Here is a 23,691-nt window from a genome sequence, read left to right as displayed (position 1 = left end):
ATTTTGCAAAGGTAAACAAAATGATTTTTTAAATAAATAATATGACAGACAGCAGTACGATCTCCGTGGCTTTTTACAATTTGGAGAATCTTTTTGATACCGTAGACGATCCTCACATCCTAGATGACGACTTTACAGCAGAAGGAACATTGCAATGGACAAAAGAGCGCTATGAGAATAAGCTGTTTAAATTAAGTAGAGCGATCTCTGAAATCGGCTATGAGACCATTAATCGACCTCCTTCTATTGTAGGTGTGGCAGAGGTGGAAAATAAAAAGGTATTGAATGATCTTATAAGTTATAATGGCTTAAAGGATCTGGAATACGATTTTGTTCACCATAACTCACCCGATGAACGCGGTATTGATACAGGCCTATTATTTAAAAAAGGGCATTTTGAACCTTTGGAATCAGCTACGGTCACCGTTATGGTTTATAATCCAGAAAACGAACGGGATTTCACAAGGGACATTCTCTATGTAAGGGGGAATCTCCATGGAGAGATGGTCCATGTTTATGTAAATCATTGGCCTTCTCGTAGGGATGGAGGTGAGAAGACAGATTACAAGCGTATCACCGCGGCCAAGACTCTTATTAAACATTTAGAAGAGGTTAAACAGACCTATCCCCAAGGAAAATTTATTATTATGGGTGACTTTAATGATAACCCCGATTCTGAAAGTATTAAGGACCACCTTCTCATTGACGGTTTATTTAATCCGATGACCCCTATGCTAATACCAACTCAGCAGGGTAGTGTGACCTATAGAGGACGATGGAATCTATTTGATCAAATTATTATTTCTACAAACTTTTTTGCCACCCAAGGTAAAGGATTAAAATTTGATCGCGCCGAAATTCTTAGCGAACGATTCCTTGAGGATTGGAATGAACGATACGAAGGATTTCCATTTCGAACCTACGCAGGTCGTAAATATATAGGAGGATATAGCGATCATTTCCCCGTTTATATAGTACTGAAAACTTCCTAATGTTGTAAATCTTATTAAATTTTAAGATTTAGGAGCCACTTTATCTGTTAAGTGCAATAATCACCGATGAAATACACTTTAGGCTAAAGAATAATCCTACTATAAAAATGTGGTAATTCTTACATAATCAGTAATTTTATGCTGTTCATCGAATAACACCGTGTATTTCATCGAATAAATAGTGCATTTCATCGGGAAAGTTTTGTATTCAATATACATTTATAATGCAAAACAGTCCCAAATGTTATGAAAGCACTACTACTTAAATCGATTTCTCTTTTAGTTATGATAACAGGGTTATTTTTTAATCCTTCAAGTTTAGTTGCTCAGCAACATCACGGTAGAGCATATTATAAGCTTAAGCATTCGGAACAATTAAAAAGTCTTTCTCATAGATATAAAGATGTAAGTCAACGTAAAAAGGCCGAGGCGCGACGTGTGGCCCTGACAAAAGGTTGGACTTTATCAACTGAACTTTCCAATGGAGGTTATGAAGAATTAGAGCAACTTGGACCTGATGGCGCCCCAATTTACTATACTACTTATAATGACAACGTAGTTTATACATCAAGGTCCAATGCGCTCTATCAAAATGGAGATTTGCATTTGGATGTTGATGGGTTGGGAATGTATGTAGGGGTATGGGATAGTGGTAAAGCTTTACTGTCTCATCAAGAGTTAAATGGTCGTGTTCAAAATGGGGATGATGCTAAAAGAGTAAGTGGACATGCTACGCATGTTTTAGGTACTATTCTAGCTGCGGGTGTTGATCCTAAAGCAAAGGGAGTAGCCTTTAATTCAGAGGGTGTTAGTTATGATTGGTCCAATGATGAGGCTGAGGTAGCACAAGCCGCTGCTGAAGGTTTATTACTTTCTAATCACTCTTACGGGATCAGTGCTAAAACTATTCCAGATTGGTATTTTGGAGCCTATATCTACCAATCCAAAGATTGGGATGAAATTATGTACAATGCTCCCTATTACTTAATGGTTACTGCTGCCGGAAATACACAGCAATATCAATATAACGAACAACCAATCACAGGTACTGCTTCAGATGCTTACGATCTTTTATTGGGTTATGCAGTGTCTAAGAACGGTCTTACTGTGGCAGCTGCGGATAAGGTAGAATTTGATCAAGATCAAAATGTAGTTAACGCTCAAATTGCTTCTTTTAGTAATTTTGGACCTACTGATGACGGCCGTATAAAGCCGGATTTAACAGGAGAAGGAGTTAATGTTTACTCGGCTTACAGCGATAGCGAAACGAGTTACCTCGCCCAATCAGGTACTTCTATGGCTGCACCTGGTGTTACAGGCGCTTTACTTTTGCTGCAACAATATTACAAAGAAACCCACGGTGATTTTATGAAAGCTGCTACCTTGAAAGGGCTGAGTTTACACACAGCCGATGAGGCTGGAGAGTTTCCTGGTCCTGATGCGCGATTTGGTTGGGGAATTGTCAATACTAAAAAAGCAGCCAATGCTATTTCAAATGTAGGCCTTAGCAGTTCTATTGAGGAGACTTCATTGGCCAATGGTGAGATGTTACAATATACTTTCCAAGTAGAAGAGGGTGAAACTTTAATGGCTTCAATTTCTTGGACTGACCCTGCCTTTAGCGGTGAAAATAAAGGAAATCTTAACGATGCTACTTCTGTGCTGGTTAATGATTTGGATATTGTGGTGTTTAAAGAAGGTGAGGATGGTGAATTTTTACCGTGGAAGCTTACCGCTTCTAATGGATACAAAGCAGCAATTAAAGGTGTGAATAATGTGGACCCATTTGAAAAAGTGGAAGTTTCAAACGCTTCAGGAACCTATATAATTCAGGTAAGCCACAAAGGGACATTATTAAAAAGCCGTCAGGATTTCTCATTGATCGTTACTGGAATCAAGGGTAGTGATTGTGTTTTGAAAACACCAGCTGAACTTAAAACAGGATCTATCCAAAATGAAAAAGTAAATTTGGTATGGGAATCTGTAGATGATGCTATTTATGAGGTTGCTTATAGAACACAATCCAATAAAAAAGGAAGTCTTCAAGAGTGGAATACCGTATTAGTAACTGAAAATAGCCTTGAATTAACTAGTCTTCAGCAAAACACTGTGTATCAGTGGAAGGTAAGAACCTTATGTTCAGAGCTTGCTGAGTCTGATTTTAGTAAAGTGGTGAACTTTAGAACAAAGTTTGTAGATACCATGGCTCCGACTACTCCTTTAGGTCTTGATGCTAATGAAGTCACTTACGAATCATTAATTCTTAACTGGGAAGCTTCACAAGATAATGTGGCTACCATTTCTTATGAGCTTTATCAGGATGGAACTAAAATTGGCTCTTTCGATACTAACCAAGCATTTGTTACGGGACTTTTGCCTGAACATTCTTATGACTTTGTAGTTGTGGCTCTAGATGCAGCTGGCAATCGCTCTTTAGAAAGTGCTGTTTACCCAGTCAAAACTCTTAAAAAACAACAAGAAATTGGATTTGATAACGATAGCAGCTTTGAGAAACAGTCTGATCGTATTTTAGTGTATCCAAACCCAGCTATTTCATCCATTAAAATTAAAGGGCTTACCGCTGAGAGTGATGGCTACCAAATTTTTAATGCCTCAGGTAATAGAGTAGCCTATGGTAATGGGTATAATAAAGCTATAGATGTTTCTACTTTTCCTCCTGGACTGTATGTGGTCGCTATCGCAGATGGAACCAAAGGAGCTACTGCAAAATTCTTAAAAGACTAACATTTAGGAATTAGTAAGGCATTATCTTACTAATTCCTAATTGGTATAAAATGGTTTTAAGGAATCTTAATTAAAAGATTAAAGGTCAGAAATCAGCCTCGCAACATCTTTGGAATAATAGCTGGATATAAGGTCTGCCCCAGCTCTTTTAATAGCCATGGATTGCTCTAGGATCACCGCATTTTCATCGAGCCAACCTCGCTGTGCTGCTGCTTTGATCATAGCGTATTCACCACTAACCTGATAAACTGCAATGGGTACATCAAAGGTGTTTTTAAGATCGCGCACGATGTCTAAATAACAGAGGCCTGGTTTAACCATAACAATATCAGCACCTTCATCGATATCCATTTGTGTTTCTCTAATAGCTTCTGTTCTATTTGCGATATCCATTTGATAGGTTTTTTTATCCTTGGGAATATCTTTTGTATCTACTGGGGCGGAATCAAGAGCATCTCTAAATGGGCCATAAAAGGCTGAAGCATATTTAGCGCTGTAACTCATAATCCCAGTATCGTAAAACCCTTCATGCTCAAGAGCCTCGCGGATGGACAAAATTCTACCATCCATCATATCGCTTGGCGCCACAAAGTCAGCACCAGCCTGGGCATGTGATAAGGCCATTTGGGAAAGTACATCTACTGAGGCATCATTGAGTATTTTACCTTTTTCTACAATACCATCATGTCCAAAAATAGAATAGGGGTCAAGAGCAACATCAGTCATAACTAGCATTTCAGGGATTGCGTCTTTGACTGTTTTTACAGCCCGCTGCATAAGTCCATCTGGGTTAATAGCCTCGGTTCCTTTGTTGTCTTTTAGGTTTTGTTCAACCTTAACAAATAACAAAACAGACTTAATCCCAAGAGACCAAATTAGTTTTACTTCCTCTACCAAGAGGTCTAAACTAAATCGGTAATATCCAGGCATGGATGAAATTTCATCTTTAATATTTTTTCCTTCTACCACAAACAGTGGTGCTTGGAAATCATTGGGACTCAGAGTCGTCTCTTGAACTAAGCTTCTTATGGCTTGTGATGCTCTTAATCTTCTATTTCTTCTTAATGGATACATCAGTGTTTTTTTTAATGATTCTTACCTTTAGGTTAGGACGATATTAGTAGCCTATACCCAAGTTTTAGGGTTTTTTAAAACTGCTATTAATTTTTCTTCCTCACTTCCTTTCTCAGGGTTATGGTCATATACCCATTGAACGTGTGGAGGTAAACTCATAAGGATACTTTCTATTCTTCCGTTGGTCTTCAATCCGAATAAGGTTCCCTTGTCATGTACTAGATTAAATTCAACGTAGCGTCCTCTTCTAATTTCTTGCCAATCTCTATTTTGTAGTGTATAAACGAGGTCTTTTCGTTTTTCAACAATTGGAATGTAGGCATCTAAAAAACTATCGCCTACTTGAGTTACAAAATTAAACCAATCTTCAATACTTTTTCCATGCTCTGCTTTACAATAATCGAAAAATAATCCTCCAACCCCTCGTGCTTCGTTGCGATGTGAATTCCAGAAGTATTGATCACATTTGGTTTTAAATTCATTGTAAAATTCAGCGTCGTGCTTGTCACAGGCTTGTTTGCATACGTTGTGAAAATGCTTTGCATCTTGCTCGAAAAGATAGTAAGGCGTTAAATCCTGACCACCTCCAAACCACTGATCAATAGTGTTTCCTTGTTTGTCATACATCTCAAAATAACGCCAATTAGCATGAACTGTAGGAGTGAAGGGGTTTCTAGGATGTAAAACCAGTGACAGTCCGCAGGCAAAAAAATCACAATCATCAACCTTAAAATATGCTTGCATGGATTTGGGTAAAGGACCATGTACAGCAGAGATGTTAACACCTCCTTTTTCGAACACTTTTCCGTTTTCAATAACCCTGGTTTTTCCACCACCTCCCTCAGGTCGCTCCCATAGATCTTCCCGAAATTTTGCTTGGGTGTCTACTTGCTCCAATTTGGATGTTATGGTGTCTTGAAGCTTTACAATGTATTGGTAGAATTTATCTTTCATAAGTGCTTTTTTAACCGTATTACTTGAAACAAGCTAAGCTTTATAATCTTCAATATAAATGAGTTGCTGTTCAAAATTCTCGTCTTGAGGTATGTTCTTGCTTAGTTTTTTAGCGTATTGTAATTTTTCCATCAGATACTTATCCATAAGGTCATAATTTACACCTGATGGTTCCTTGGTATGCAACTCCTCAAACCACTGGCGACCTTTTTTGTTATTGTGTAAATCCATATGTGTTTCCAATGGATTGTTGACAAAAGCTTTTTCGTGCCAATCGGTAATATCTTTGGCCCATGTTAAAGATACATTAAGGCCTTTTCCTACCTTAAGGCAATGATGCGCTATAAGCATATTCCAAAGTGCATGGCGATACGCATTGGCCTTGTTGTTTTTATGATGTGCTTTGCCAAATTGCTTATCGCACAACTGTACGCATTTTTTTGTAGCCCTAACAAAACAATAAAACATCACAGGGCTTGTAATTACCTTACCTATAATGGCCGCTATTAGACTTGGGGAGAGGGACTTTATGATACGACCAAAATCCATTTATTTGGCTTGATATTCTTTTACTGCGTCTATAAATGCTTTTGCATGATCCACAGGAATGTTAGGTAGTATTCCATGGCCTAAATTGGCGATATATTTATCTTTACCAAATGCATCAATCATTTGATGAACCATTTTCTTGATATCTGGAATCGGAGATAACAATCGTGATGGGTCAAAGTTACCTTGTAAGGTAATCTGTCCTCCAGTTAGCTTTCTCGCATTTTCAGGTGAACATGTCCAATCTACTCCGATGGCGGATGCCTTACTCTTAGACATCTCTCCTAAAGCATACCAACAGCCTTTCCCAAATACAATAACTTCAGTAACCTCAGAGAGGGCCTCAATGATTTGATTGATATACTTCCAAGAAAATTCTTGGTAATCTACTGGAGAGAGCATACCTCCCCAAGAGTCAAATATTTGAACTGCATTAACACCGTTTTTAACCTTCTCTTTTAGGTAGAGGATGGTGGTGTCTGTTATTTTTTGAAGTAAGGCGTGGGCAGCCTCCGGTTGTGAGAAACAAAATCCTTTGGCAGTATCAAAATTCTTAGATCCCTGTCCCTCTACTGCATAACATAAAATGGTCCATGGAGATCCAGCAAAACCGATCAAAGGAACCTGATCGTCTAACATTTCTTTGGTAAGCCTAATTGCATCCATTACATAACCCAATTCTTCATTGATCTCAGGTATAACAACTTGCTCCACATCTTTGGCAGATCGAATAGGATTTGGCACCCAAGGTCCAAAACCAGGCTTCATCTCCACATCTATATTCATCGCCTGAGGGATCACTAGGATGTCAGAAAAAAGTATGGCTGCATCCGGCTTTACGATCCGAATAGGTTGCACCGTAATTTCTGCAGCTAATTCTGGGGTTCTGCATCGGGTAAAGAAGTCGTATTTCTCCTTTATAGCCATAAACTCAGGTAAGTATCTTCCTGCTTGTCTCATCATCCAAACTGGCGGTCTTTCTACCGATTCGCCTTTTAAAGCTTTTAAGAAAAGATCGTTTTTTATCATAATAGTATACTTTTAAAGTCCATTAAAATGTTTAATTACCTGAACTAGAACATTTTCTATGGTCGTTCTGTTTGCAGTAATGAGATTATTGGTATGCTTTCTTACTTCAGCCTCTGTGGTCTTACCTAAACAAAAGACAATGGTGTTGTCAAATAAATTTCTTTGGGCAAAGCTTTCCACAGCACTTGGGCTGAAGAATAAAATAGCATCAAAGCTTCCAAGCATGTTTTTTGAGGTAAGTTTAGTTTGGTATACCTGAGTTTCATGCAATTCCACTTGATGTTTTTTAAGTAAGGCTGGGAGTTCTTCACGACGAAGATTTCCACAGAACAACTCAAAGGAACGCTCTTTGTATTTCGTCACAATATTCTTAGCCAATGTACTAGCCTGATAAGCTTTTTCAACTACGTTAAAATTGTGATGCTTTAAAAGCGCTTCTGTTTTATCGCCTACACAAAAACAATTGGTGATTTGTATGTTTTTATCCAAAATGGACCTTACAGCATTTTGAGATGTAAATATGGCATTTTCAATAGTTGGGACAGGCTTAAAGTCAATTGGTTCAATCTGTATAAAGTTGTGTTCATGACAAACAATACCAGCTTCTTGTAAAATATTCCTTTGCGTAATATGGAGTTCTTTTGTGCTTAATATTTCTATCATGATACTTTTTAAGAATTTTGCTTAACGTTTTTAAGATAGTAGCCACCTTAATCTTAATCCCTAAATTGATGGATGCCTTGAAAGGTTTTTAGAGTTTTAAATCTTTTCTGATCACTTTCATAATTTCCTCTCCACCTTGTTTTAGAACCTCTAAAGCGCTTAAATGTCCTAAGCCATCACAGTTTTCGATCAATACCTTTTTCTCGATGGTAACTTTTTGTTTTCCATCAATTGAAAACAAGCCTGCAACAAGCGTTAGGTAATCGATGTCTATTGTAGCTAGGGCTCCGATAGGGGCTGAACAACCACCCTCAAGGGTTCTTAAAAAATCGCGCTCCACTGTAGTACAGATATCTGTTTGATAATCGTTTAAGCCCTCAAGTGCTTTTCTGGAGTAATCGTCATGTTCTAATGCGACCACCAACATAGCTCCTTGAGCTGGCGCTGGAATCATCCAATCCAGTTCTATGGTTGTCTCTGGACGAAGGTTGATCCGCTCAAGTCCAGCGGCTGCGAAAATGGCTCCATTCCATGGACTGTCTTCCAGTTTTTGTAAACGTGTTTGAACATTCCCTCGAATGTTAGCTACCTTATGTTCAGGGTATTTATTAAGCCATTGAGCTTTTCTTCTTAAACTTCCAGTGGCAATGGTAGCTTTTTTAGGAAGTAACTTAGATTTTTCTTTTTGAATCAATAAATCCTTAGGATTGGCTCGTTTTAAAACAGCTCCTTTTACTATACCATCAGGAAGCTCTGTAGGCACATCTTTCATACTGTGTACAACGATATCCACAGTTCCGTTTAACATAGCTATGTCTAGGGTTTTTGTGAAAACGCCTGTGATGCCCAATTGATGAATGGGCTTATCGAGTAAGAGGTCTCCTTGAGATTTTACAGCAACTATCTCAGTCTGATAACCATCCGCCTCTAATAATGATTTAACACGATTCGCTTGCCATAGTGCTAATTCACTATCGCGAGTTCCAATTTTTATAGTTTTTCTCATAGGGTTTCTAATTGAAACACTTTTTTAATAAGTTCAATGCTTTCTGTTGAGGTGTCCGAGCTATCTTTTAGGTGATTGGCGAACTGCGTAGTTATTTTTTGAATAATACGATCACTGATAATTTCAGCTTGTTGATCGTTAAATCCATTAATTTTTTTACGCTGGAAATCGATCTCTGCATCCCTCATGTGGTTAAGCTTTTTCTTTAAAGCCTTAATGGTGGGTGCAAATTTTCTGGTTTCCAACCAACTGCGGAACTCCTCGGTGACCTCCTTAATAATTTCTTCAGCCTGGGGGATAAACTGCTCTCTTCGTTTAAGTGTCTCATTGGTCATTTGCGACAATTGATCCAGATGCACCAAAGTAACATTTGGCATCTCCTGTACACTGGGGTCCACATTCTGTGGAATAGAGAGGTCCAAGATTAATAATTCTTTCTTAGAGTGAATTAATTGTTTGGTTATGGTAGGTTTTTGAGCCCCTGTGGCCACAATTAGGATATCACATTGGCTGATTTCTTCTTGAAGGTTGCTATAATCTTTGACAATCAAATTAAACTTTCCTGCAATCTTCTCAGCCTTATCTTTGGTTCTATTGATCAGAACAATGTGATTGTTTCTGGTATGCTTTACCATGTTTTCACAGGTGTTTCTCCCAATTTTACCTGTACCAAATAGCAAGATATTTTTTTCTGAAATCTCCGGTACTCGAGCCAGGATGTATTGCACTGAAGCAAATGCCACAGAAGTTGCACCAGATGAAAGTTCTGTCTCATTTTTAATGCGTTTGCTGGCCTGAATAACACAGTTGCAAAGGCGTTCTAAAAAATGGTTTGTAAGTCCGAGTTTCTTTGAAATCGTGAAACTTTGTTTAATCTGACTGATGATCTCAAAATCTCCCAGAATTTGACTATCAAGCCCAGTACCAACTTTAAAAAGATGGTCTATGGCTTCTTTGTTTTTATACACAAATCCAATACGCTGAAAATCTTCAAGGCTTCCATTGGAATTATCGCATAGCAATTGAATGAGTTGAAACGGATGTTGAGCGAATCCGTAGATCTCTGTTCTGTTACAAGTAGAGGTTGCCATTATCCCATCCATCCCAGCATTTTTGGCTTGGGTAAGCAAACCGATCTTGGCTGTTTCGTTCAGGCTAAATTTACCTCGAATTGCAGCATCAGCTTTTTTATAACTGATACCTATAGCGTAAAATGTATTATGTCTAGAAATATTGTAAGCTTCCATTCACTTTCCGAAAATCGATTACAAAAGTAAACCTTAAGATAGTAACAAAGTAACGCTCTAAGTACTTTTTGTGTCGTTTTAAGAAATACATAGTTTTTTTGGGTTATTTTCTGCTTAATAACCTTATATTTGAGGGGTTGTAGAGTGTGAAGGCTTTTTGAGTTTAGAACGATTCTAAATAAAAAAGCGCGACATTCGAACTGAAATAAATTAAAAAGTAACGCGAAAAGGACTATGCAAGAAATTGGAATTGAAGAAGGGTTTTTAGTACTAAAGACACAAAATGAATCTAATGATATTCAGCATATTAGCAAGCAAATTGACAGTAATTATATTCAGTTTCATTTTTGCTTGAAAGGACGTGCTATTTTTCATTATAACCAAGGGAATTATGCCATAGACATCAAAGAAGACGAGGCATTGTTGTTGTATAACCCACAGCGAGATTTACCAATTAACTTAGAGGTGAACTCAAAAACTTGGATACTATCTATTGTCATCCCAATCAAAAAATTCCATGCCTTATTCTCCGATGAGGCGGATTACATTCACTTTTTAGATCAAGAAAATATCGATAAGAAGTATTACGGAACCATGCAGATTAATCCTGCTATGTCTGTTGTCCTTAGCCAGATGCTAAATTTTAACATGCATAGTGCTATAGAAAGGTTGTATTTAAAAGGAAAAATATATGAATTATTGGCCTTGTATTTTAATAAGCCAGAAGATACTGATTTCGAACAATGTCCATTTTTAGCTGACGAAGATAATGTCCGGCGTATACGCAAGGCTAAAGATATTGTACTTTCAAGAATGTCCGAACCGCCATCGCTTCAAGAATTGGCCGATGAGATTGGACTTAATTTAAAACGACTAAAGGAAGGGTTTAAACAGGTTTATGGTGATTCTGTTTATAGCTTTTTGTTCGATTATAAAATGGATTACGCCAGAAAGCTGTTAGAGGCAGGGACGATGAATGTCAATGAAGTGGGGTTAAAGGTCGGTTATAGTACCTCAAGTCATTTTATTGCAGCTTTTAAAAAGAAATATGGAACCACGCCAAAAAAATACACAATGGCACTTACTTAAAATGAATTTATCTATGGAAAAAACATTCTTACTATCTCTTACTTTATGCTTTTTCTTTGTCGGGTTCGCTCAGCAAACTCAGTCAAATACAAAAGATCAGGTGCTAGTGTTTACTAAAACTAGTGGATTTCGTCACCAATCAATAGAAACTGGAGTCACTCTGCTCGAAAAATTAGCCCGACAAAATGATTTCAAAGTCACCCATACAGAGGATTCTCTGGACTTTAATAGCGAGAATCTAAAAAACTATAAAATGGTGTTGTTCTTATCCACCACCAATGATGTCCTTGGTCCTTCTGGTCAAAAGGCACTTCAAGATTTTATGCATAATGGAGGAAGCTTTATGGGGATTCATGCCGCCACTGATACTGAGTTTAATTGGCCGTGGTATGGAAGAATGATTGGAGCCTATTTTATGGGGCATCCCAACAACCCAAATGTTAGAAAAGCTGAAATGCAAGTAATAGATTCCGATCACGCCTCCACTAAGATGCTTCCTACCACTACGTGGCAACGGATAGATGAGTGGTATAATTTTAGAAACATCAGTGATGATATACAGGTGCTTCTTAATTTGGATGAATCAACCTATGAAGGAGGAACTAATGGAACACACCACCCTATTGCATGGTATCATGAATTCGAGGGAGCAAGAGTCTTCTATACTGGGGGTGGACATACTAAAGAGTCTTTTAGCGAACCCTTGTTTGTTGCTCACCTTTTAGGGGGAATAAATTATTGTTTAAAAAGAGATTGAGTCCTTTTTATTGGGGTAGTTTTTATTTTAAAAAAGTACAATCGATTTTTTAAATAGTATTATCTTCAAAGTTAAGCTGACCTACGGTTTTTATGAATTGCAATTGTGTACTTTTGCAAAGAATTCTTTAGAAAAATAGATATGAAGGGAGTTTTATTCATCAACTTGGGATCACCAGATTCTACTGATCCCAAAGATGTAAAACGGTATTTGGATGAGTTTTTAATGGATGAACGCGTATTTGATTTTCCATATTGGTTACGCAGTTTTATAGTTAGAGGCATTATACTTAACACTCGACCTAAAAAGTCGGCAGAGGCCTATGAAAAAATATGGTGGGATGAAGGTTCACCTTTAATTGTACTTTCCGAGCGTTTAAAGGAAGGGGTAGATAAGTTCACCTCAATTCCAAGCGCTTTGGCAATGCGCTATGGAAACCCTGCCATAAAATCTGGCCTTCAAGCGCTAAAGGATCAGGGCGTTACGGAGGTGTTGCTTATTCCGCTTTATCCACAGTTTGCCATGGCTACTACCGAAACGATATTGGTTTTAGCTGAGGAGTTACGTCAAGCTCATTTTCCTGAAATGGAATTTACGAGCATCCCAGCTTTCTATAGCCATCCTGATTATGTACGCGTACTTTCAAATTCGATACAACGCTATTTACAGACCCGAGAGTGGGATCACTTGTTGTTCTCCTATCACGGTGTCCCAGAGCGACATATCCGTAAATCTGATATTACTAAATCCCATTGTAAAATTGATGGTAGTTGTTGTCAAACGCCTTCACCTGCTCACCAGTTTTGTTACAGGCATCAATGTTATCAGACCACCAAACAGGTGGCAGAATATCTTGGCTTAAAACCTGGAAGTTATTCTACCTCATTTCAGTCACGTTTAGGGATTGATCCTTGGCTTAAGCCAGCAACCAATAAAACAATTGACCAAATGCCTGAGCAAGGAATAAAAAAACTAGCAGTAGTTACTCCTGCCTTTGTCTCCGATTGTATTGAGACCCTTGAAGAAATTGGGATCCAAGCTAAGGAAGACTTTATAGCACATGGCGGAGAGGAACTTCATGTGGTTCCGTGCTTAAACGATGACCAGGATTGGATTAAGGTTCTAGGGCGTTGGATTGATCAGTGGGCATTAGCTGAGCAAAACGCATAGCAGTATGAGTGGGAATTCATCGAAAGCTTTGGGGGAGGAGAGTATCGGTAGTTTACTAGTTAAACAAGCTGTTCCAGCCTCCATCGGTATTTTGGTGATGTCCTTGAATATTTTAGTGGATACCATTTTTGTTGGGAATTGGATAGGTTCTATTGCCATCGCTGCAATTAATGTGGTGTTACCAGTTTCTTTTTTCATCGCTGCTCTCGGGATGGCCATTGGTATTGGAGGGTCTTCCATTATTTCGCGTGCTCTTGGGGCAGATAATCGCTCCAAGGCTCTTATTACTTTTGGGAACCAAATTACCCTAACGGTTCTGCTCACTGTTGTGTTAGTAGTTGTTGGGCTCTGGTTTATAGATGATATTATCCCAAGTTTTGGAGGAAAAGGGGCTATTTTTGATCCAGCAAAGGAATATTATACAGTGGTTTTATACGGTGTTCCTTTTTTGGCTCTTTGTATGATGGGCAACACAGTTATAAGAGCGGAAGGTAAACCTAAATTTGCCATGATTGCCATGATAATTCCCTCTGTTGGAAACCTTTTGTTGGATTATCTCTTTATAAATGTTTTGGATTATGGGATGTTAGGAGCGGGATGGGCAACCACAGCTTCTTATGTTTTATGTCTGGGTTATATTCTTTGGTATTTTCTATCGAAGAATTCTGAATTAAAACTTAGAATTACAGATTTTGCCTTAAGGAGAAATACGGTTTCTGAAATCGCTGCCCTTGGAGGTGTTACCCTAGCTAGACAAGCGATTGTTAGTGTGACCTATCTACTATTAAACAATATATTATACAACTTAGGAGGTGCCTCTTCTGTGACCGTTTATGCTATTATTGGAAGGATGTTGATGTTTGCACTATTCCCTGTTTTGGGTATTACACAAGGATTTTTACCTATTGCAGGATTTAATTATGGGGCGCATAAATATCATAGGGTCAAAGAAACAATTTACACAGCCATAAAATACGCCATGTTACTGGGCTTTTGTATTTTCTTGTTAATTATGTTGTTTCCAGGGGCTATTACATCGGTATTTACTGATGATTCTGCGGTACTAAATGATGCACCCAAAGCCATGCGATGGGTGTTTGCCGCCACTCCCATAGTTGTTATTCAACTAATTGGTTCGGCTTATTTTCAAGCAGTAGGAAAAGCATTGCCTGCTTTTTTATTAACCCTCACACGACAAGGAATCTTTTTCATACCTTTAATTCTCATATTACCCAGCTATTATGGGGAGATAGGCGTATGGATTTCTTTTCCACTCTCGGATGTGCTTTCCACGGTGGTTACAGCCTATTTTTTAAATCGAGAAATCCGACATAAACTAGTGACCAAACCCTTAGAACCATAAAACTTATGGCTGAATATTACAACTATATTAAAGCGCTGCACCTGATTTTTGTTATTACCTGGTTTGCGGGATTATTTTATATTCCTCGTTTGTTTATCTATCAGATCGAGGCCTATGTTAAACCTTCACCAGAGAAAGAAATTTTAGGGGATCAACTTAAAATTATGGCCAAACGGCTCTGGTATATTATCACCTGGCCTTCTGCGGTGCTGGCTGTTTTGTTTGCAGTTTTACTACTACTAATTATCCCTGGATGGCTTACTCAAGGATGGATGCACATCAAGTTAGTTTTTGTTTTTATACTGATACTTTATCATCTTAAAACGCACCAAATCTTTAAGCAGCTTCAAAACGATCAAGTTAAATATAGTTCCAAATTTATGCGGATATGGAATGAGGTTACTACGATTATTTTGTTCTCGGTGGTCTTTCTTGTTATCCTAAAGGATAGTCTGAATTGGGTCTTCGGAGTGATTGGTATTTTTCTACTAGCCATTGCCTTGATGTTGGGAATTCGTTTGTATAAACGAATACGAGAGAAGAATAGCTAAGCTGGCTTAATTATTGTTATATTTAGGAATAAAAATCAATTTTAAGGTGTACAATAAACTATCGCTTCGAACACGCATCTTTATTACAATGATCTTTATTGTGGTATTCGCATCGGTGTTGATTGCGGGAGTTACCATATTTCAATATAAAGGACAGGCAGAAGATTATCACAGAGTCTACCTAGAGCGTAAAGAAGAGCAACTTAATGCGCAGATAGATTACATACTAAAAAATACAACATGGGAAGTAAAGACTGAAAATCTACGGTATATACTAGAGTACAAAAATGCCATTTTTGAAGCCTCTGATGTGTTGGATATTAACTTTAATATTTTTGATCTCCAAGGGAACCTCCTTATTAGTTCTAAGCCCAGAATGGCTTATGATAATGGGGTTAAGGATTTGGATAAAAGCGTACTTCATGGCCTGGCGAACAGTTTGACCAAACGCTATGTGGAAAGGACCAAGGCTGCAGGAGATCGTTTCCGTTCCTCTTATAGTTATATTCTAGACCCTAAGTTCAAGCCAATAGGAGTATTAAACATCCCATATTACGAGGACGACACCTTTAATGAAGGGGAGTTAGGGCAATTTTTAATGCGACTATCGGCTGTTTATGTTATACTTTTAGTAATTGCAGTGATGTTAGCTTATCTGATATCTACTTATATCACTCGTTCTCTAAAGGCCATTGGGGATAAACTATATCAGATCCGGCTGACAAAGCAAAATCAAAAGATATACCTGGATCAACCTAGTGAAGAAATCGGCGCTTTAGTGGAGGCTTATAATGGCATGATCGATGAGTTGGATAAAAGTGCTGCGCTGCTAGCCAAGAGTGAACGGGAACAAGCCTGGCGAGAGATGGCCAAACAAGTAGCTCATGAAATCAAGAATCCGCTGACACCTATGCGTTTAAGTGTTCAAAGTTTTCAAAGAAAATTTGATCCTCAGGACGTTAATGTCAATGAAAAGGTTGATGAATTTGCCAAAATTATGATTCAGCAAATTGATACAATGAGTAATATCGCTTCTGCTTTTGGTAGTTTTGCCAATATGCCAGCCCAGCAAAATGAAATGCTTAACGTGGTAGAGGTTGTTCATCTCTCGGTTGAAATTTTTAATGAAGAATCCATTAAGTTTAGTAGTGATCAAAAAGAAATTATTGCCAAATTAGATCGTACACAGCTCATTCGTGTGATGACTAATTTGGTAAAGAACGCTTTGCAATCCGTTCCAGAGGATAAGCAGCCAAAAATTTCTGTACGAGTTTTTACTCAAGGGGATGACATTAAAATTACAGTTGAGGATAACGGAGTAGGAATCGCAAAGGAAAACCATAAAAAGATTTTTGAACCGAAATTTACCACCAAAACTAGTGGTATGGGACTTGGCTTAGGGATGGTAAAAAATATTGTGGAAGCCTTCCGTGGAAAGCTTGAAATGGATTCTGAGCAGGGTAGAGGAACGGTTTTTACAATTACTTTTCCTAAATTTAAGGAAACTAACGAAACGATAATTAAATGATTTTAGCATGAATTTTGAAAATATCACTATTGAACATAATCAACATATTGGGACGGTAACTATTAATCGACCAAAAAAATTAAATGCCCTCAACAAAGCAACTATTGAGGAATTGCACCAAGCCTTTGTGGATTTGGATCAGGACCCCGAAGTGAGAGTTATTATTGTTACAGGAGCTGGAGATAGAGCTTTTGTAGCAGGAGCTGATATCTCAGAATTTGCTGATTTTTCTGTTTACCAGGGGTCTCAATTGGCAGCAAAAGGACAAGAATTGTTATTTAATTTAATTGAAAATCTCAGCACTCCTGTTATTGCAGCGATCAATGGTTTTGCTCTAGGAGGAGGTTTGGAGCTAGCCATGGCGTGTCATATTAGGGTAGCTAGTGATAATGCTAGGATGGGGCTACCAGAAACTTCTCTCGGATTGATACCAGGGTATGGTGGAACCCAACGCTTGCCACAACTTGTTGGAAAAGGAAGAGCACTAGAGATGATTCTCACCGCCGGAATGATCGGCACAGAACAGGCCCTTATGTGGGGACTTATCAACCATATGGTAGCTTTAGAACAACTTCTTCCTTTGTGTGAAAAAATTGCAACTAAAATTTTAAACAATTCTCCTGTAGCGGCGGCTGCGGCAATTTCTGCTGTTAACTCTGGTTTCTCAGATCAAGGCTATCCTAAAGAAATAGAAACCTTTGGAGCCTGCTTTGCTACTCAGGACTTTAAAGAAGGGACTCAGGCATTTTTAGAAAAAAGAAAAGCTAACTTTACCGGAAATTAAAAAGGTTTTTCACTCAACGTTCACCATCAATTTCTGCGTAAAACTGCTCTAAGTATAACTCCATAAAATCATGACGTTGCTGGGCAAGCTTTTTGCCAGTTTCGGTATTCATTCTTTCCTTTAAAAGCAAAAGCTTTTCGTAAAAGTGATTGATCGTTGGAGCTGTACTATTCTTATACTGTTCCTTGGTCATGTGAAGGTTGGGGGCGATCTGTGGATCATAGAGTTTTCTGTTTTTAAAACCACCGTAATTAAAACAACGAGCGATTCCGATAGCGCCTATCGCATCAAGACGATCGGCATCTTGCACGATTTCAAGCTCTAAAGAATGGTAATTTTGTTTAAAATTGCCTCCTTTAAATGAGATGTTATTAATGATCGCAATTACTTGAGTAATCACTTTTGATTCTACTCCTAAGGAGTTGAGAAACTCTTCAGCCATTTTAGGTCCGATAGTCTCGTCTGCGTTGTGAAATTTTGAATCTGCAATATCATGAAGTAATGCGCCTAATGCTACTATTAGTGGAGATGCCTGGGAGTAATCTTTAGCAATTAGCATGGCGTTTTTAAAGACTCTTTGAATATGGAACCAGTCGTGTCCACCTTCGGCATCTTTAAGAGTATGCTTGACAAAAGTGATGGTTTTTTCTGTGATTTGTGTATTGTCCATATCTATGACTTTACGGCTGCAAAAATTGTCTGTTCTAATTTATTAATTAGTTCTTCAGCGGGCATGTCCCTATTTAAGATAGGTTGGTGAACTTCGAATTCCAAGTTATAGCCAATTCCAAAGGGAAACTTTCCATAACGAAGTGTCTTCCATGAATTGTTAATACTTACTGGAACTAGTATAGCCTCTGGCATCTTCTTGAGTAAGATCTTCAAGCCGCCTTGTTGGAATTTTTTAGGCATACCATTTCTGGACCGAGTGCCCTCTGGAAAGATAACCACTGAGCGCCCGCTTTTACTGGCATTCTTTGCTAGTTTTAGAATTTCTTTAAAAGCTTGCTCTTTATCCTTACGATCTATTAAAGCCGCTCCTCCGTGACGAAGGTTATAGGATACACTAGGGATGCCTTTACCGAGTTCCTTTTTACTGATAAACTTCGGATCGTGCTTGCGCATATGCCAAACCAATGGCGGGATATCATACATACTTTGGTGGTTGGCTACAATAATACACGGCTTTTCTGTTGAAATGTTATAGGGGTTTTTAAAGTGAACTCGGTTTCCTAAGATTAGCAGACTGCGCATGAGCAGTAGGTTGAGAATTTCAACAGATCTCATGTGTGCATTATAGCCAAATACTTTGTGACAGATTACCTGTATGGGGTGGAAAATAACAAGAAGCAGTGCAAAACACACTATATAGATAACTGAGAGTGGATACGCTACTATTTTTCTCATGGTATACTTTTATATTAGTTGTTTTTTAATTCATCTATCAGTGCTATAACTGCATTATCAAGTATGGGAAGAACCTCTTCTGGCGATTTTATATAATCATCAACAATATCCCAGTATTCGACTTTGTGTTGTTTGTTGGGATATAGCTTTTCAATCATCGGATGGTGCTCTGTGCGATCCATAAGGATTATTTTGTGGTAATAATCAAAATCCCCTTTGTCAAATGGCATAGGCATTCTTAAGTCATATGTCATCTCAGGGTATTGCTCCTTGAAATAGGCAATACAATGTTTAGATATCGGACCTTTATTGTTTTTAGAAAGCCGTAAACCTTTTGAAAAAGCATGGTAGTTTAGTTGCTGCTTTTCGGATAAGGTGTTGAATAAAATTTCAGCAAATCTGCTTCGGTAATAGTTCCCTGTACAAACAAATAAGATTCTACTGCTCATGATTGTTGAATTAAAAAAACCACGTATAATACGTGGTTAGATTTAGAACGTTACTTATTAGAGTTTAGCAAAAGTCGTTATACGCTTCAGCTAAATTATCTGCAATTACCTCTGCTGGTCTTCCTTCAATATGATGTCTTTCTAACATATGGACTAATTCTCCATCTTTAAAAAGCGCCATGCATGGTGAAGAAGGAGGGAAAGGAACCATATAGGATCGTGCTTTGTCTGTAGCTTCTTTATCAAATCCTGCGAAAACTGTATATAGATTTTCAGGTTTTTTACCGTTGATCAAGCTCATTTTTGCACCTGGCCTTGCATTAGCTGCAGCACAACCACAAACTGAATTTACTACTACAAGTGTAGTGCCCTGTTTTTTCATTGCCTGATCGACAGCCTCCGATGTCAATAACTCTTCAAAACCTGCGTTTACCAGGTCATCTTTCATTGGTTTAACTAATTCCGCTGGGTACATAGTTGTTTTATTTTAAATTAAAAATTGTCTCAAAATATAGGTCGTAAAGATAATTAAAAACCTACACTTTTCACTTAAGAATTTACCGAAAAGGCTAGGGTTTAGATCCAAAGGTGATATTATATTTGTAATGGATTTGAGAATCCCTAGTTTTTTTACCCTGATAATTTTTAATCTTATATTTGGCAATTGAAAATAAGATTGGATGTTTAAATTGATTTTCACCCTAGGAGGATATTTTTTTATTGGCTTACCTGGACTTGTTGCTGGATTTATTCTTGGGAGTATTATCGATCGAATAAGTGGTGGGGGAGTGCGTGTACAAACCATCATGAATGATAGGCGACAGGTATCACCAGCAGATTTCGAGTTGAACCTACTTTCTTTGTGTTCCATCGTCATTAAAGCCGATGGGACAGTAAATCAAAACGAACTGCACTACGTAAGGAATTACTTTATTTCAACCTATGGCAAAGATAAAGCGAATGCCATTTTTAGAACTTTTAATGAAGTCGTGAAGGAGCGCGTGGTTTCTGCTCCACGAATTTGCGCTTTCCTCAACCAACGAACCCGTTATGAAGTTCGACTTCAATTATTACATTTCCTTTTTGGGATTGCCAATGCAGACGGTGCAATCTCTGAAGCAGAATTAAGTAAAATTAAAGAAATCGCTGGCTATTTGAGGGTGTATCCAAGAGATTTTGAAAGCATTATGGCCATGTTTGTAAAGAGTACAAATAATGCTTATAAGATACTTGAAGTGGAACCAGAATCTAGTGATTCGGATGTGAAGACTGCTTATCGTAAAATGGTTAAAAAATACCACCCAGATAAGGTGATTACCGATGATCCAGCGATTAAAAAAGGTGCCGAAGAAAAATTCAGGCAGGTACAAATGGCATACGAACAAATCCAACAAGAGCGCGGGATGTAAAACTTCCAAAAACACCTTAGAATCATCTAAAATAGTGTTCAAGAAATTGTATTGGGAAAATGAAGGCTTAAATGATATTCCTTAGTTTGAATTGCATTAAATTAATTGTAAGTTTGAGAAACCCAAAAACCTATCAATATGGATCAATTTTGGTTCTATTTTAAGCTTGGCTTTGACCACGTTTTTAACCTTAATGCGTACGACCATCTGTTATTTTTTATAGCACTAATCGTGCCCTACACTTTTGCGAATTGGAAACGAGCCTTTTGGCTAGTTATTTTGTTTGCTATAGGACATACCCTTTCGCTTATTTTGGCGACCTACGGTGTGATTCATATAAATTCAAGCCTTGTGGAATGTCTAATTCCAATTACCATTTTTATCACGGCTTTATTTCATGTTTTTACTGCAGGTAGGAAGAACTATAAAGAATCATTTGGACTGCATTTTTTTGTCACTTTATTTTTTGGGATGATTCACGGTCTTGGGTTTTCTACCTATTTTAAACAAATAGTAGAATCTAGTTCCAATAAGATCGTGCCGCTTTTGGAGTTTGCGTTAGGAATCGAAGCAGCACAGTTGATTGTGGTTTTCTTGGTACTTCTAGCAGCATTTATCCTACAAACCATTTTTAGGTTTAACAAAAGAGATTGGATTTTAGTGGTTGCCTCCATTGTTATTGGTGTGGTAATCCCTTTATTATTAGAAACATGCCTTGTGGGTTAAGACAATCTTATTTTTTTATACACCCCTTGAAGTGTTAAAATTATTTTCTTATCTCTTTAACTTGTTGTGATTAAAGGATAAAGCCGTTATCTTAGCCTTAAGATAAGGTGGCAACGAAGTACGTTGCTTTTTTTGACTTCAATATCTATGGTTGATAAGAAACAAAGACGTTATGATCGAGCTTATTTGCGAATGGCTTTAGAATGGGGTAAACTCTCACATTGTAAACGCAAACAAGTTGGCGCGATTATTGTAAAAGATAGAATGATTATATCAGATGGATATAATGGGACACCTACTGGATTTGAAAATTACTGTGAAGATGAATCAGGGTATACAAAATGGTATGTTTTGCATGCCGAGGCTAATGCCATTTTAAAAGTCGCCTCGTCAACGCAATCCTGTGTGGGAGCTACCTTGTACATTACCTTATCTCCCTGCAAGGAGTGTAGTAAACTTGTCCATCAAGCTGGGATTAAACGGGTAGTGTATTTAAATGCATATAAAGATTGTGAAGGCCTAGATTTTTTAGAAAAAGCAGGAGTAGAACTGCTGCATATGGCTGATATAGAAGACGACTAAATGTTTAAAAAGAGAAGTTATTTATTGCCCTTAATTTTAGCTGCAACTTTAGCCGCTGGTATTTATATTGGAGGTAATTTAAATTACAGTGATACAGGGGAGAAGCTCTTTTCTACAAATTCAGAAAAAGATAAACTTAATCGTCTAATAGATTATATAGAGTATGAATATGTGGATGATGTCAATACAGATAGTATTGTTGATGTTACGGTAAACAATATACTTGAAAAACTCGACCCACATTCTGTTTACATACCAAAACAACAAATAGAACAAGTTGCTGATAATATGAAAGGTGATTTTGTTGGTGTTGGTATTAGTTTTAGAATGTACAGAGATAGCCTTGTGGTCATTAGGCCTATTGTAGGTGGTCCAAGTAAAGTTGCAGGCATTCGTTCAGGCGACCGAATTTTAATTGCCAATAAGGACACCTTATACGGGCGAGGACTTCGAAGTGACGAAATCGTAGACATTTTAAAGGGTGATAAAAACACCAATGTTGATATGAGCATCTACCGGCCGATCGAAGATAAAACAATACAACTTAAGATTAAGCGTTCTGAGGTGCCACTTCGCAGTGTGGACGCTACATTTTTGATTAAAGATTCTATTGGATATATCAGGGTGAATCGATTTGCAGAAAGCACTTATGATGAGTTTAAAGCATCCTTGCTTGCCCTTGAGTTAGGCGGAGCTAATAAGTTGATTTTGGATTTGCGTGATAATCCTGGAGGGTATTTGGGAATTGCTGAAGCAATGGCAGATGAGTTTTTAGAGGATGGAAAACTGATCCTGTTTACAAAAAATAAAAGCGGGGCAATAAATAAGGCTTTTGCTACCAAGAAAGGTTCCTTTGAGGATGAGGATATATATATACTGATTAATGAGAAGTCCGCATCGGCTAGTGAAATCATCGCTGGAGCTGTTCAGGATAACGATCGCGGAATTATTGTAGGTAGGAGATCCTTTGGGAAAGGACTTGTTCAGCGTGAGATGAGTTTAGGAGATGGATCGGCTGTTCGTTTGACCGTCTCACGATACTATACTCCAACTGGAAGGTCGATACAACGATCCTATGATAATGGTACAAAGGATTACTATAATCAGTTTTATAAGCGTTATGAGAACGGTGAATTACGATCTGCCGATAGTATAAAAGTAGACGATTCCTTGGTGTATAAAACACCCAAAGGTAAAATCGTTTACGGTGGCGGTGGAATTATACCTGATGTATTTGTTCCTCTTGGATCTTCACAAATGGATGGATGGGTAAATACTTTGATGGACTCAGGTTTTATGTCATTCTATGTGTTTGAGTATTTAGATAGCCACCGTGATCTGTACAATGACCTTACATCGGATGAATTTCAGCAAACAGTCTTTATCGATGATCAAACTGTTGATGACTTTATCTACTACGCTGATGAAAAAGGACTTAAAATTGATTTAGATCCCTATAGGGAAGATCTTAAATTACACATTAAAGCTATATTGGCAGAGCAATTGTATGATGAGAATATCAAGCAACAAATTCTTAGCCAGGATGATCCTATGATTGAGGCAGTATTGCATCTGATTGAAGAACAGATCGCTCCAGAAGAGGTGGCGGATCATTAA

The 23,691-nt window shown here is 37.9% G+C and carries 24 protein-coding genes; 13 read left to right on the top strand and 11 right to left on the bottom strand.

The genetic code is table 11. From position 1 onward, the window contains the following. The first annotated feature begins 41 nt into the window (after window positions 1-41). Together I215_RS00635 and I215_RS00630 are read left to right on the top strand one after the other, a co-directional pair. Entirely contained in the window at window positions 42-992 is a 951-nt protein-coding gene (locus tag I215_RS00635; RefSeq protein ID WP_008990004.1) for an endonuclease/exonuclease/phosphatase family protein, read from the top strand. A gap of 246 nt (window positions 993-1,238) precedes the next feature. After that, complete coding sequence (locus tag I215_RS00630; protein WP_008990003.1) at window positions 1,239-3,737, top strand: S8 family serine peptidase; 2,499 nt, start codon at window positions 1,239-1,241, stop codon at window positions 3,735-3,737. Between the two features lie 78 nt (window positions 3,738-3,815). Here I215_RS00630 and hemB read toward each other — a convergent pair whose 3' ends face one another. The 7 genes from hemB to hemA all read right to left on the bottom strand — a co-directional run bounded on the left by hemB (window position 3,816) and on the right by hemA (window position 10,259). Next, entirely contained in the window at window positions 3,816-4,811 is a 996-nt protein-coding gene (gene hemB, locus I215_RS00625; RefSeq protein ID WP_008990002.1) for a porphobilinogen synthase, read from the bottom strand. A gap of 51 nt (window positions 4,812-4,862) precedes the next feature. Continuing rightward, window positions 4,863-5,765 carry an oxygen-dependent coproporphyrinogen oxidase gene (hemF, locus tag I215_RS00620; RefSeq protein ID WP_008990001.1) on the bottom strand — a complete coding sequence of 301 codons (903 nt, stop codon included), beginning with the start codon at window positions 5,763-5,765 and terminating at the stop codon, window positions 4,863-4,865. A 33-nt stretch (window positions 5,766-5,798) separates the two neighbouring features. Further along, on the bottom strand, window positions 5,799-6,314 hold the full coding sequence (locus I215_RS00615; RefSeq protein ID WP_008990000.1) for a DUF6973 domain-containing protein: 516 nt from the start codon (window positions 6,312-6,314) through the stop codon (window positions 5,799-5,801). Next, complete coding sequence (gene hemE / locus I215_RS00610) at window positions 6,315-7,343, bottom strand: uroporphyrinogen decarboxylase (RefSeq protein WP_008989999.1); 1,029 nt, start codon at window positions 7,341-7,343, stop codon at window positions 6,315-6,317. Between the two features lie 12 nt (window positions 7,344-7,355). Next, window positions 7,356-8,006 carry a uroporphyrinogen-III synthase gene (locus I215_RS00605; RefSeq protein ID WP_008989998.1) on the bottom strand — a complete coding sequence of 217 codons (651 nt, stop codon included), beginning with the start codon at window positions 8,004-8,006 and terminating at the stop codon, window positions 7,356-7,358. 88 nt (window positions 8,007-8,094) lie between these two features. After that, the gene (gene hemC, locus I215_RS00600) at window positions 8,095-9,012 is read right to left on the bottom strand and encodes a hydroxymethylbilane synthase (protein WP_008989997.1); all 918 of its coding nucleotides are present in this window, start codon (window positions 9,010-9,012) and stop codon (window positions 8,095-8,097) included. Continuing rightward, entirely contained in the window at window positions 9,009-10,259 is a 1,251-nt protein-coding gene (gene hemA, locus I215_RS00595; RefSeq protein WP_008989996.1) for a glutamyl-tRNA reductase, read from the bottom strand. Before hemA ends, hemC begins: the two co-directional genes overlap by 4 nt. A 234-nt stretch (window positions 10,260-10,493) precedes the next feature. Between hemA and I215_RS00590 the strand changes: the two genes are divergently transcribed. From I215_RS00590 to I215_RS00560, 7 genes are all read left to right on the top strand, one after another. Further along, window positions 10,494-11,348 carry an AraC family transcriptional regulator gene (locus I215_RS00590; RefSeq protein ID WP_008989995.1) on the top strand — a complete coding sequence of 285 codons (855 nt, stop codon included), beginning with the start codon at window positions 10,494-10,496 and terminating at the stop codon, window positions 11,346-11,348. A gap of 13 nt (window positions 11,349-11,361) precedes the next feature. Then, the gene (locus I215_RS00585) at window positions 11,362-12,105 is read left to right on the top strand and encodes a ThuA domain-containing protein (protein WP_040459680.1); all 744 of its coding nucleotides are present in this window, start codon (window positions 11,362-11,364) and stop codon (window positions 12,103-12,105) included. 141 nt (window positions 12,106-12,246) lie between these two features. Continuing rightward, on the top strand, window positions 12,247-13,275 hold the full coding sequence (gene hemH, locus I215_RS00580; protein WP_008989993.1) for a ferrochelatase: 1,029 nt from the start codon (window positions 12,247-12,249) through the stop codon (window positions 13,273-13,275). A 4-nt stretch (window positions 13,276-13,279) separates the two neighbouring features. Next, the gene (locus I215_RS00575; RefSeq protein WP_008989992.1) at window positions 13,280-14,638 is read left to right on the top strand and encodes an MATE family efflux transporter; all 1,359 of its coding nucleotides are present in this window, start codon (window positions 13,280-13,282) and stop codon (window positions 14,636-14,638) included. A gap of 5 nt (window positions 14,639-14,643) precedes the next feature. Further along, window positions 14,644-15,189, top strand: a complete 546-nt coding sequence (locus tag I215_RS00570) for a CopD family protein (RefSeq protein WP_008989991.1) — start codon at window positions 14,644-14,646, stop codon at window positions 15,187-15,189. Window positions 15,190-15,277: 88 nt separating this feature from the next. Beyond that, window positions 15,278-16,717, top strand: coding sequence for a sensor histidine kinase (locus I215_RS00565; protein ID WP_008989990.1), 1,440 nt, complete (start codon window positions 15,278-15,280; stop codon window positions 16,715-16,717). 7 nt (window positions 16,718-16,724) lie between these two features. Beyond that, on the top strand, window positions 16,725-17,501 hold the full coding sequence (locus I215_RS00560) for an enoyl-CoA hydratase/isomerase family protein (RefSeq protein ID WP_008989989.1): 777 nt from the start codon (window positions 16,725-16,727) through the stop codon (window positions 17,499-17,501). A gap of 13 nt (window positions 17,502-17,514) precedes the next feature. Here the strand turns inward: I215_RS00560 and I215_RS00555 are convergent, their stop codons facing one another. The 4 genes from I215_RS00555 to I215_RS00540 form a co-directional block, all read right to left on the bottom strand. Next, complete coding sequence (locus tag I215_RS00555; RefSeq protein ID WP_008989988.1) at window positions 17,515-18,171, bottom strand: HD domain-containing protein; 657 nt, start codon at window positions 18,169-18,171, stop codon at window positions 17,515-17,517. Between the two features lie 2 nt (window positions 18,172-18,173). Beyond that, window positions 18,174-18,908: a lysophospholipid acyltransferase family protein gene (locus tag I215_RS00550; RefSeq protein WP_008989987.1), complete on the bottom strand. Its 735-nt coding sequence runs from the start codon at window positions 18,906-18,908 to the stop codon at window positions 18,174-18,176. Window positions 18,909-18,922: 14 nt separating this feature from the next. Continuing rightward, a complete protein-coding gene (locus I215_RS00545) occupies window positions 18,923-19,357 on the bottom strand; it encodes an arsenate-mycothiol transferase ArsC (protein WP_008989986.1) in 435 nt (144 codons plus the stop codon). Between the two features lie 64 nt (window positions 19,358-19,421). After that, on the bottom strand, window positions 19,422-19,832 hold the full coding sequence (locus I215_RS00540) for a BrxA/BrxB family bacilliredoxin (RefSeq protein ID WP_008989985.1): 411 nt from the start codon (window positions 19,830-19,832) through the stop codon (window positions 19,422-19,424). A gap of 205 nt (window positions 19,833-20,037) precedes the next feature. Between I215_RS00540 and I215_RS00535 the strand changes: the two genes are divergently transcribed. From I215_RS00535 to I215_RS00520, 4 genes are all read left to right on the top strand, one after another. Further along, window positions 20,038-20,766: a TerB family tellurite resistance protein gene (locus I215_RS00535; RefSeq protein ID WP_008989984.1), complete on the top strand. Its 729-nt coding sequence runs from the start codon at window positions 20,038-20,040 to the stop codon at window positions 20,764-20,766. Window positions 20,767-20,904: 138 nt separating this feature from the next. Beyond that, the gene (locus I215_RS00530) at window positions 20,905-21,492 is read left to right on the top strand and encodes a HupE/UreJ family protein (RefSeq protein WP_008989983.1); all 588 of its coding nucleotides are present in this window, start codon (window positions 20,905-20,907) and stop codon (window positions 21,490-21,492) included. A 147-nt stretch (window positions 21,493-21,639) separates the two neighbouring features. After that, window positions 21,640-22,074, top strand: coding sequence for a deoxycytidylate deaminase (locus tag I215_RS00525; protein WP_008989982.1), 435 nt, complete (start codon window positions 21,640-21,642; stop codon window positions 22,072-22,074). Next, window positions 22,075-23,691: a S41 family peptidase gene (locus tag I215_RS00520; RefSeq protein ID WP_008989981.1), complete on the top strand. Its 1,617-nt coding sequence runs from the start codon at window positions 22,075-22,077 to the stop codon at window positions 23,689-23,691.

It is taken from the genome of Galbibacter marinus (assembly GCF_000300875.1).
In the GTDB taxonomy this organism is placed as follows: domain Bacteria; phylum Bacteroidota; class Bacteroidia; order Flavobacteriales; family Flavobacteriaceae; genus Galbibacter; species Galbibacter marinus.
This window is presented reverse-complemented; position numbering and strand designations above follow the sequence as displayed.

Bases quoted from the DNA above. Each gene is read 5' to 3' on its own strand.
- I215_RS00560 (WP_008989989.1), top strand. From the start codon at position 16,725: ATGAATTTTGAAAATATCACTATTGAACATAATCAACATATTGGGACG.
- I215_RS00565 (WP_008989990.1), top strand. From the start codon at position 15,278: ATGATCTTTATTGTGGTATTCGCATCGGTGTTGATTGCGGGAGTTACC.
- I215_RS00570 (WP_008989991.1), top strand. From the start codon at position 14,644: ATGGCTGAATATTACAACTATATTAAAGCGCTGCACCTGATTTTTGTT.
- I215_RS00615 (WP_008990000.1), bottom strand. From the start codon at position 6,314: ATGGATTTTGGTCGTATCATAAAGTCCCTCTCCCCAAGTCTAATAGCG.
- I215_RS00545 (WP_008989986.1), bottom strand. From the start codon at position 19,357: ATGAGCAGTAGAATCTTATTTGTTTGTACAGGGAACTATTACCGAAGC.
- I215_RS00535 (WP_008989984.1), top strand. From the start codon at position 20,038: ATGTTTAAATTGATTTTCACCCTAGGAGGATATTTTTTTATTGGCTTA.
- I215_RS00585 (WP_040459680.1), top strand. From the start codon at position 11,362: ATGGAAAAAACATTCTTACTATCTCTTACTTTATGCTTTTTCTTTGTC.
- hemH (WP_008989993.1), top strand. From the start codon at position 12,247: ATGAAGGGAGTTTTATTCATCAACTTGGGATCACCAGATTCTACTGAT.
- I215_RS00520 (WP_008989981.1), top strand. From the start codon at position 22,075: ATGTTTAAAAAGAGAAGTTATTTATTGCCCTTAATTTTAGCTGCAACT.
- I215_RS00525 (WP_008989982.1), top strand. From the start codon at position 21,640: ATGGTTGATAAGAAACAAAGACGTTATGATCGAGCTTATTTGCGAATG.
- I215_RS00575 (WP_008989992.1), top strand. From the start codon at position 13,280: ATGAGTGGGAATTCATCGAAAGCTTTGGGGGAGGAGAGTATCGGTAGT.
- hemF (WP_008990001.1), bottom strand. From the start codon at position 5,765: ATGAAAGATAAATTCTACCAATACATTGTAAAGCTTCAAGACACCATA.
- I215_RS00590 (WP_008989995.1), top strand. From the start codon at position 10,494: ATGCAAGAAATTGGAATTGAAGAAGGGTTTTTAGTACTAAAGACACAA.
- I215_RS00550 (WP_008989987.1), bottom strand. From the start codon at position 18,908: ATGAGAAAAATAGTAGCGTATCCACTCTCAGTTATCTATATAGTGTGT.
- I215_RS00635 (WP_008990004.1), top strand. From the start codon at position 42: ATGACAGACAGCAGTACGATCTCCGTGGCTTTTTACAATTTGGAGAAT.
- hemE (WP_008989999.1), bottom strand. From the start codon at position 7,343: ATGATAAAAAACGATCTTTTCTTAAAAGCTTTAAAAGGCGAATCGGTA.
- hemA (WP_008989996.1), bottom strand. From the start codon at position 10,259: ATGGAAGCTTACAATATTTCTAGACATAATACATTTTACGCTATAGGT.
- I215_RS00630 (WP_008990003.1), top strand. From the start codon at position 1,239: ATGAAAGCACTACTACTTAAATCGATTTCTCTTTTAGTTATGATAACA.
- I215_RS00605 (WP_008989998.1), bottom strand. From the start codon at position 8,006: ATGATAGAAATATTAAGCACAAAAGAACTCCATATTACGCAAAGGAAT.
- I215_RS00530 (WP_008989983.1), top strand. From the start codon at position 20,905: ATGGATCAATTTTGGTTCTATTTTAAGCTTGGCTTTGACCACGTTTTT.
- I215_RS00555 (WP_008989988.1), bottom strand. From the start codon at position 18,171: ATGGACAATACACAAATCACAGAAAAAACCATCACTTTTGTCAAGCAT.
- I215_RS00540 (WP_008989985.1), bottom strand. From the start codon at position 19,832: ATGTACCCAGCGGAATTAGTTAAACCAATGAAAGATGACCTGGTAAAC.
- hemC (WP_008989997.1), bottom strand. From the start codon at position 9,012: ATGAGAAAAACTATAAAAATTGGAACTCGCGATAGTGAATTAGCACTA.
- hemB (WP_008990002.1), bottom strand. From the start codon at position 4,811: ATGTATCCATTAAGAAGAAATAGAAGATTAAGAGCATCACAAGCCATA.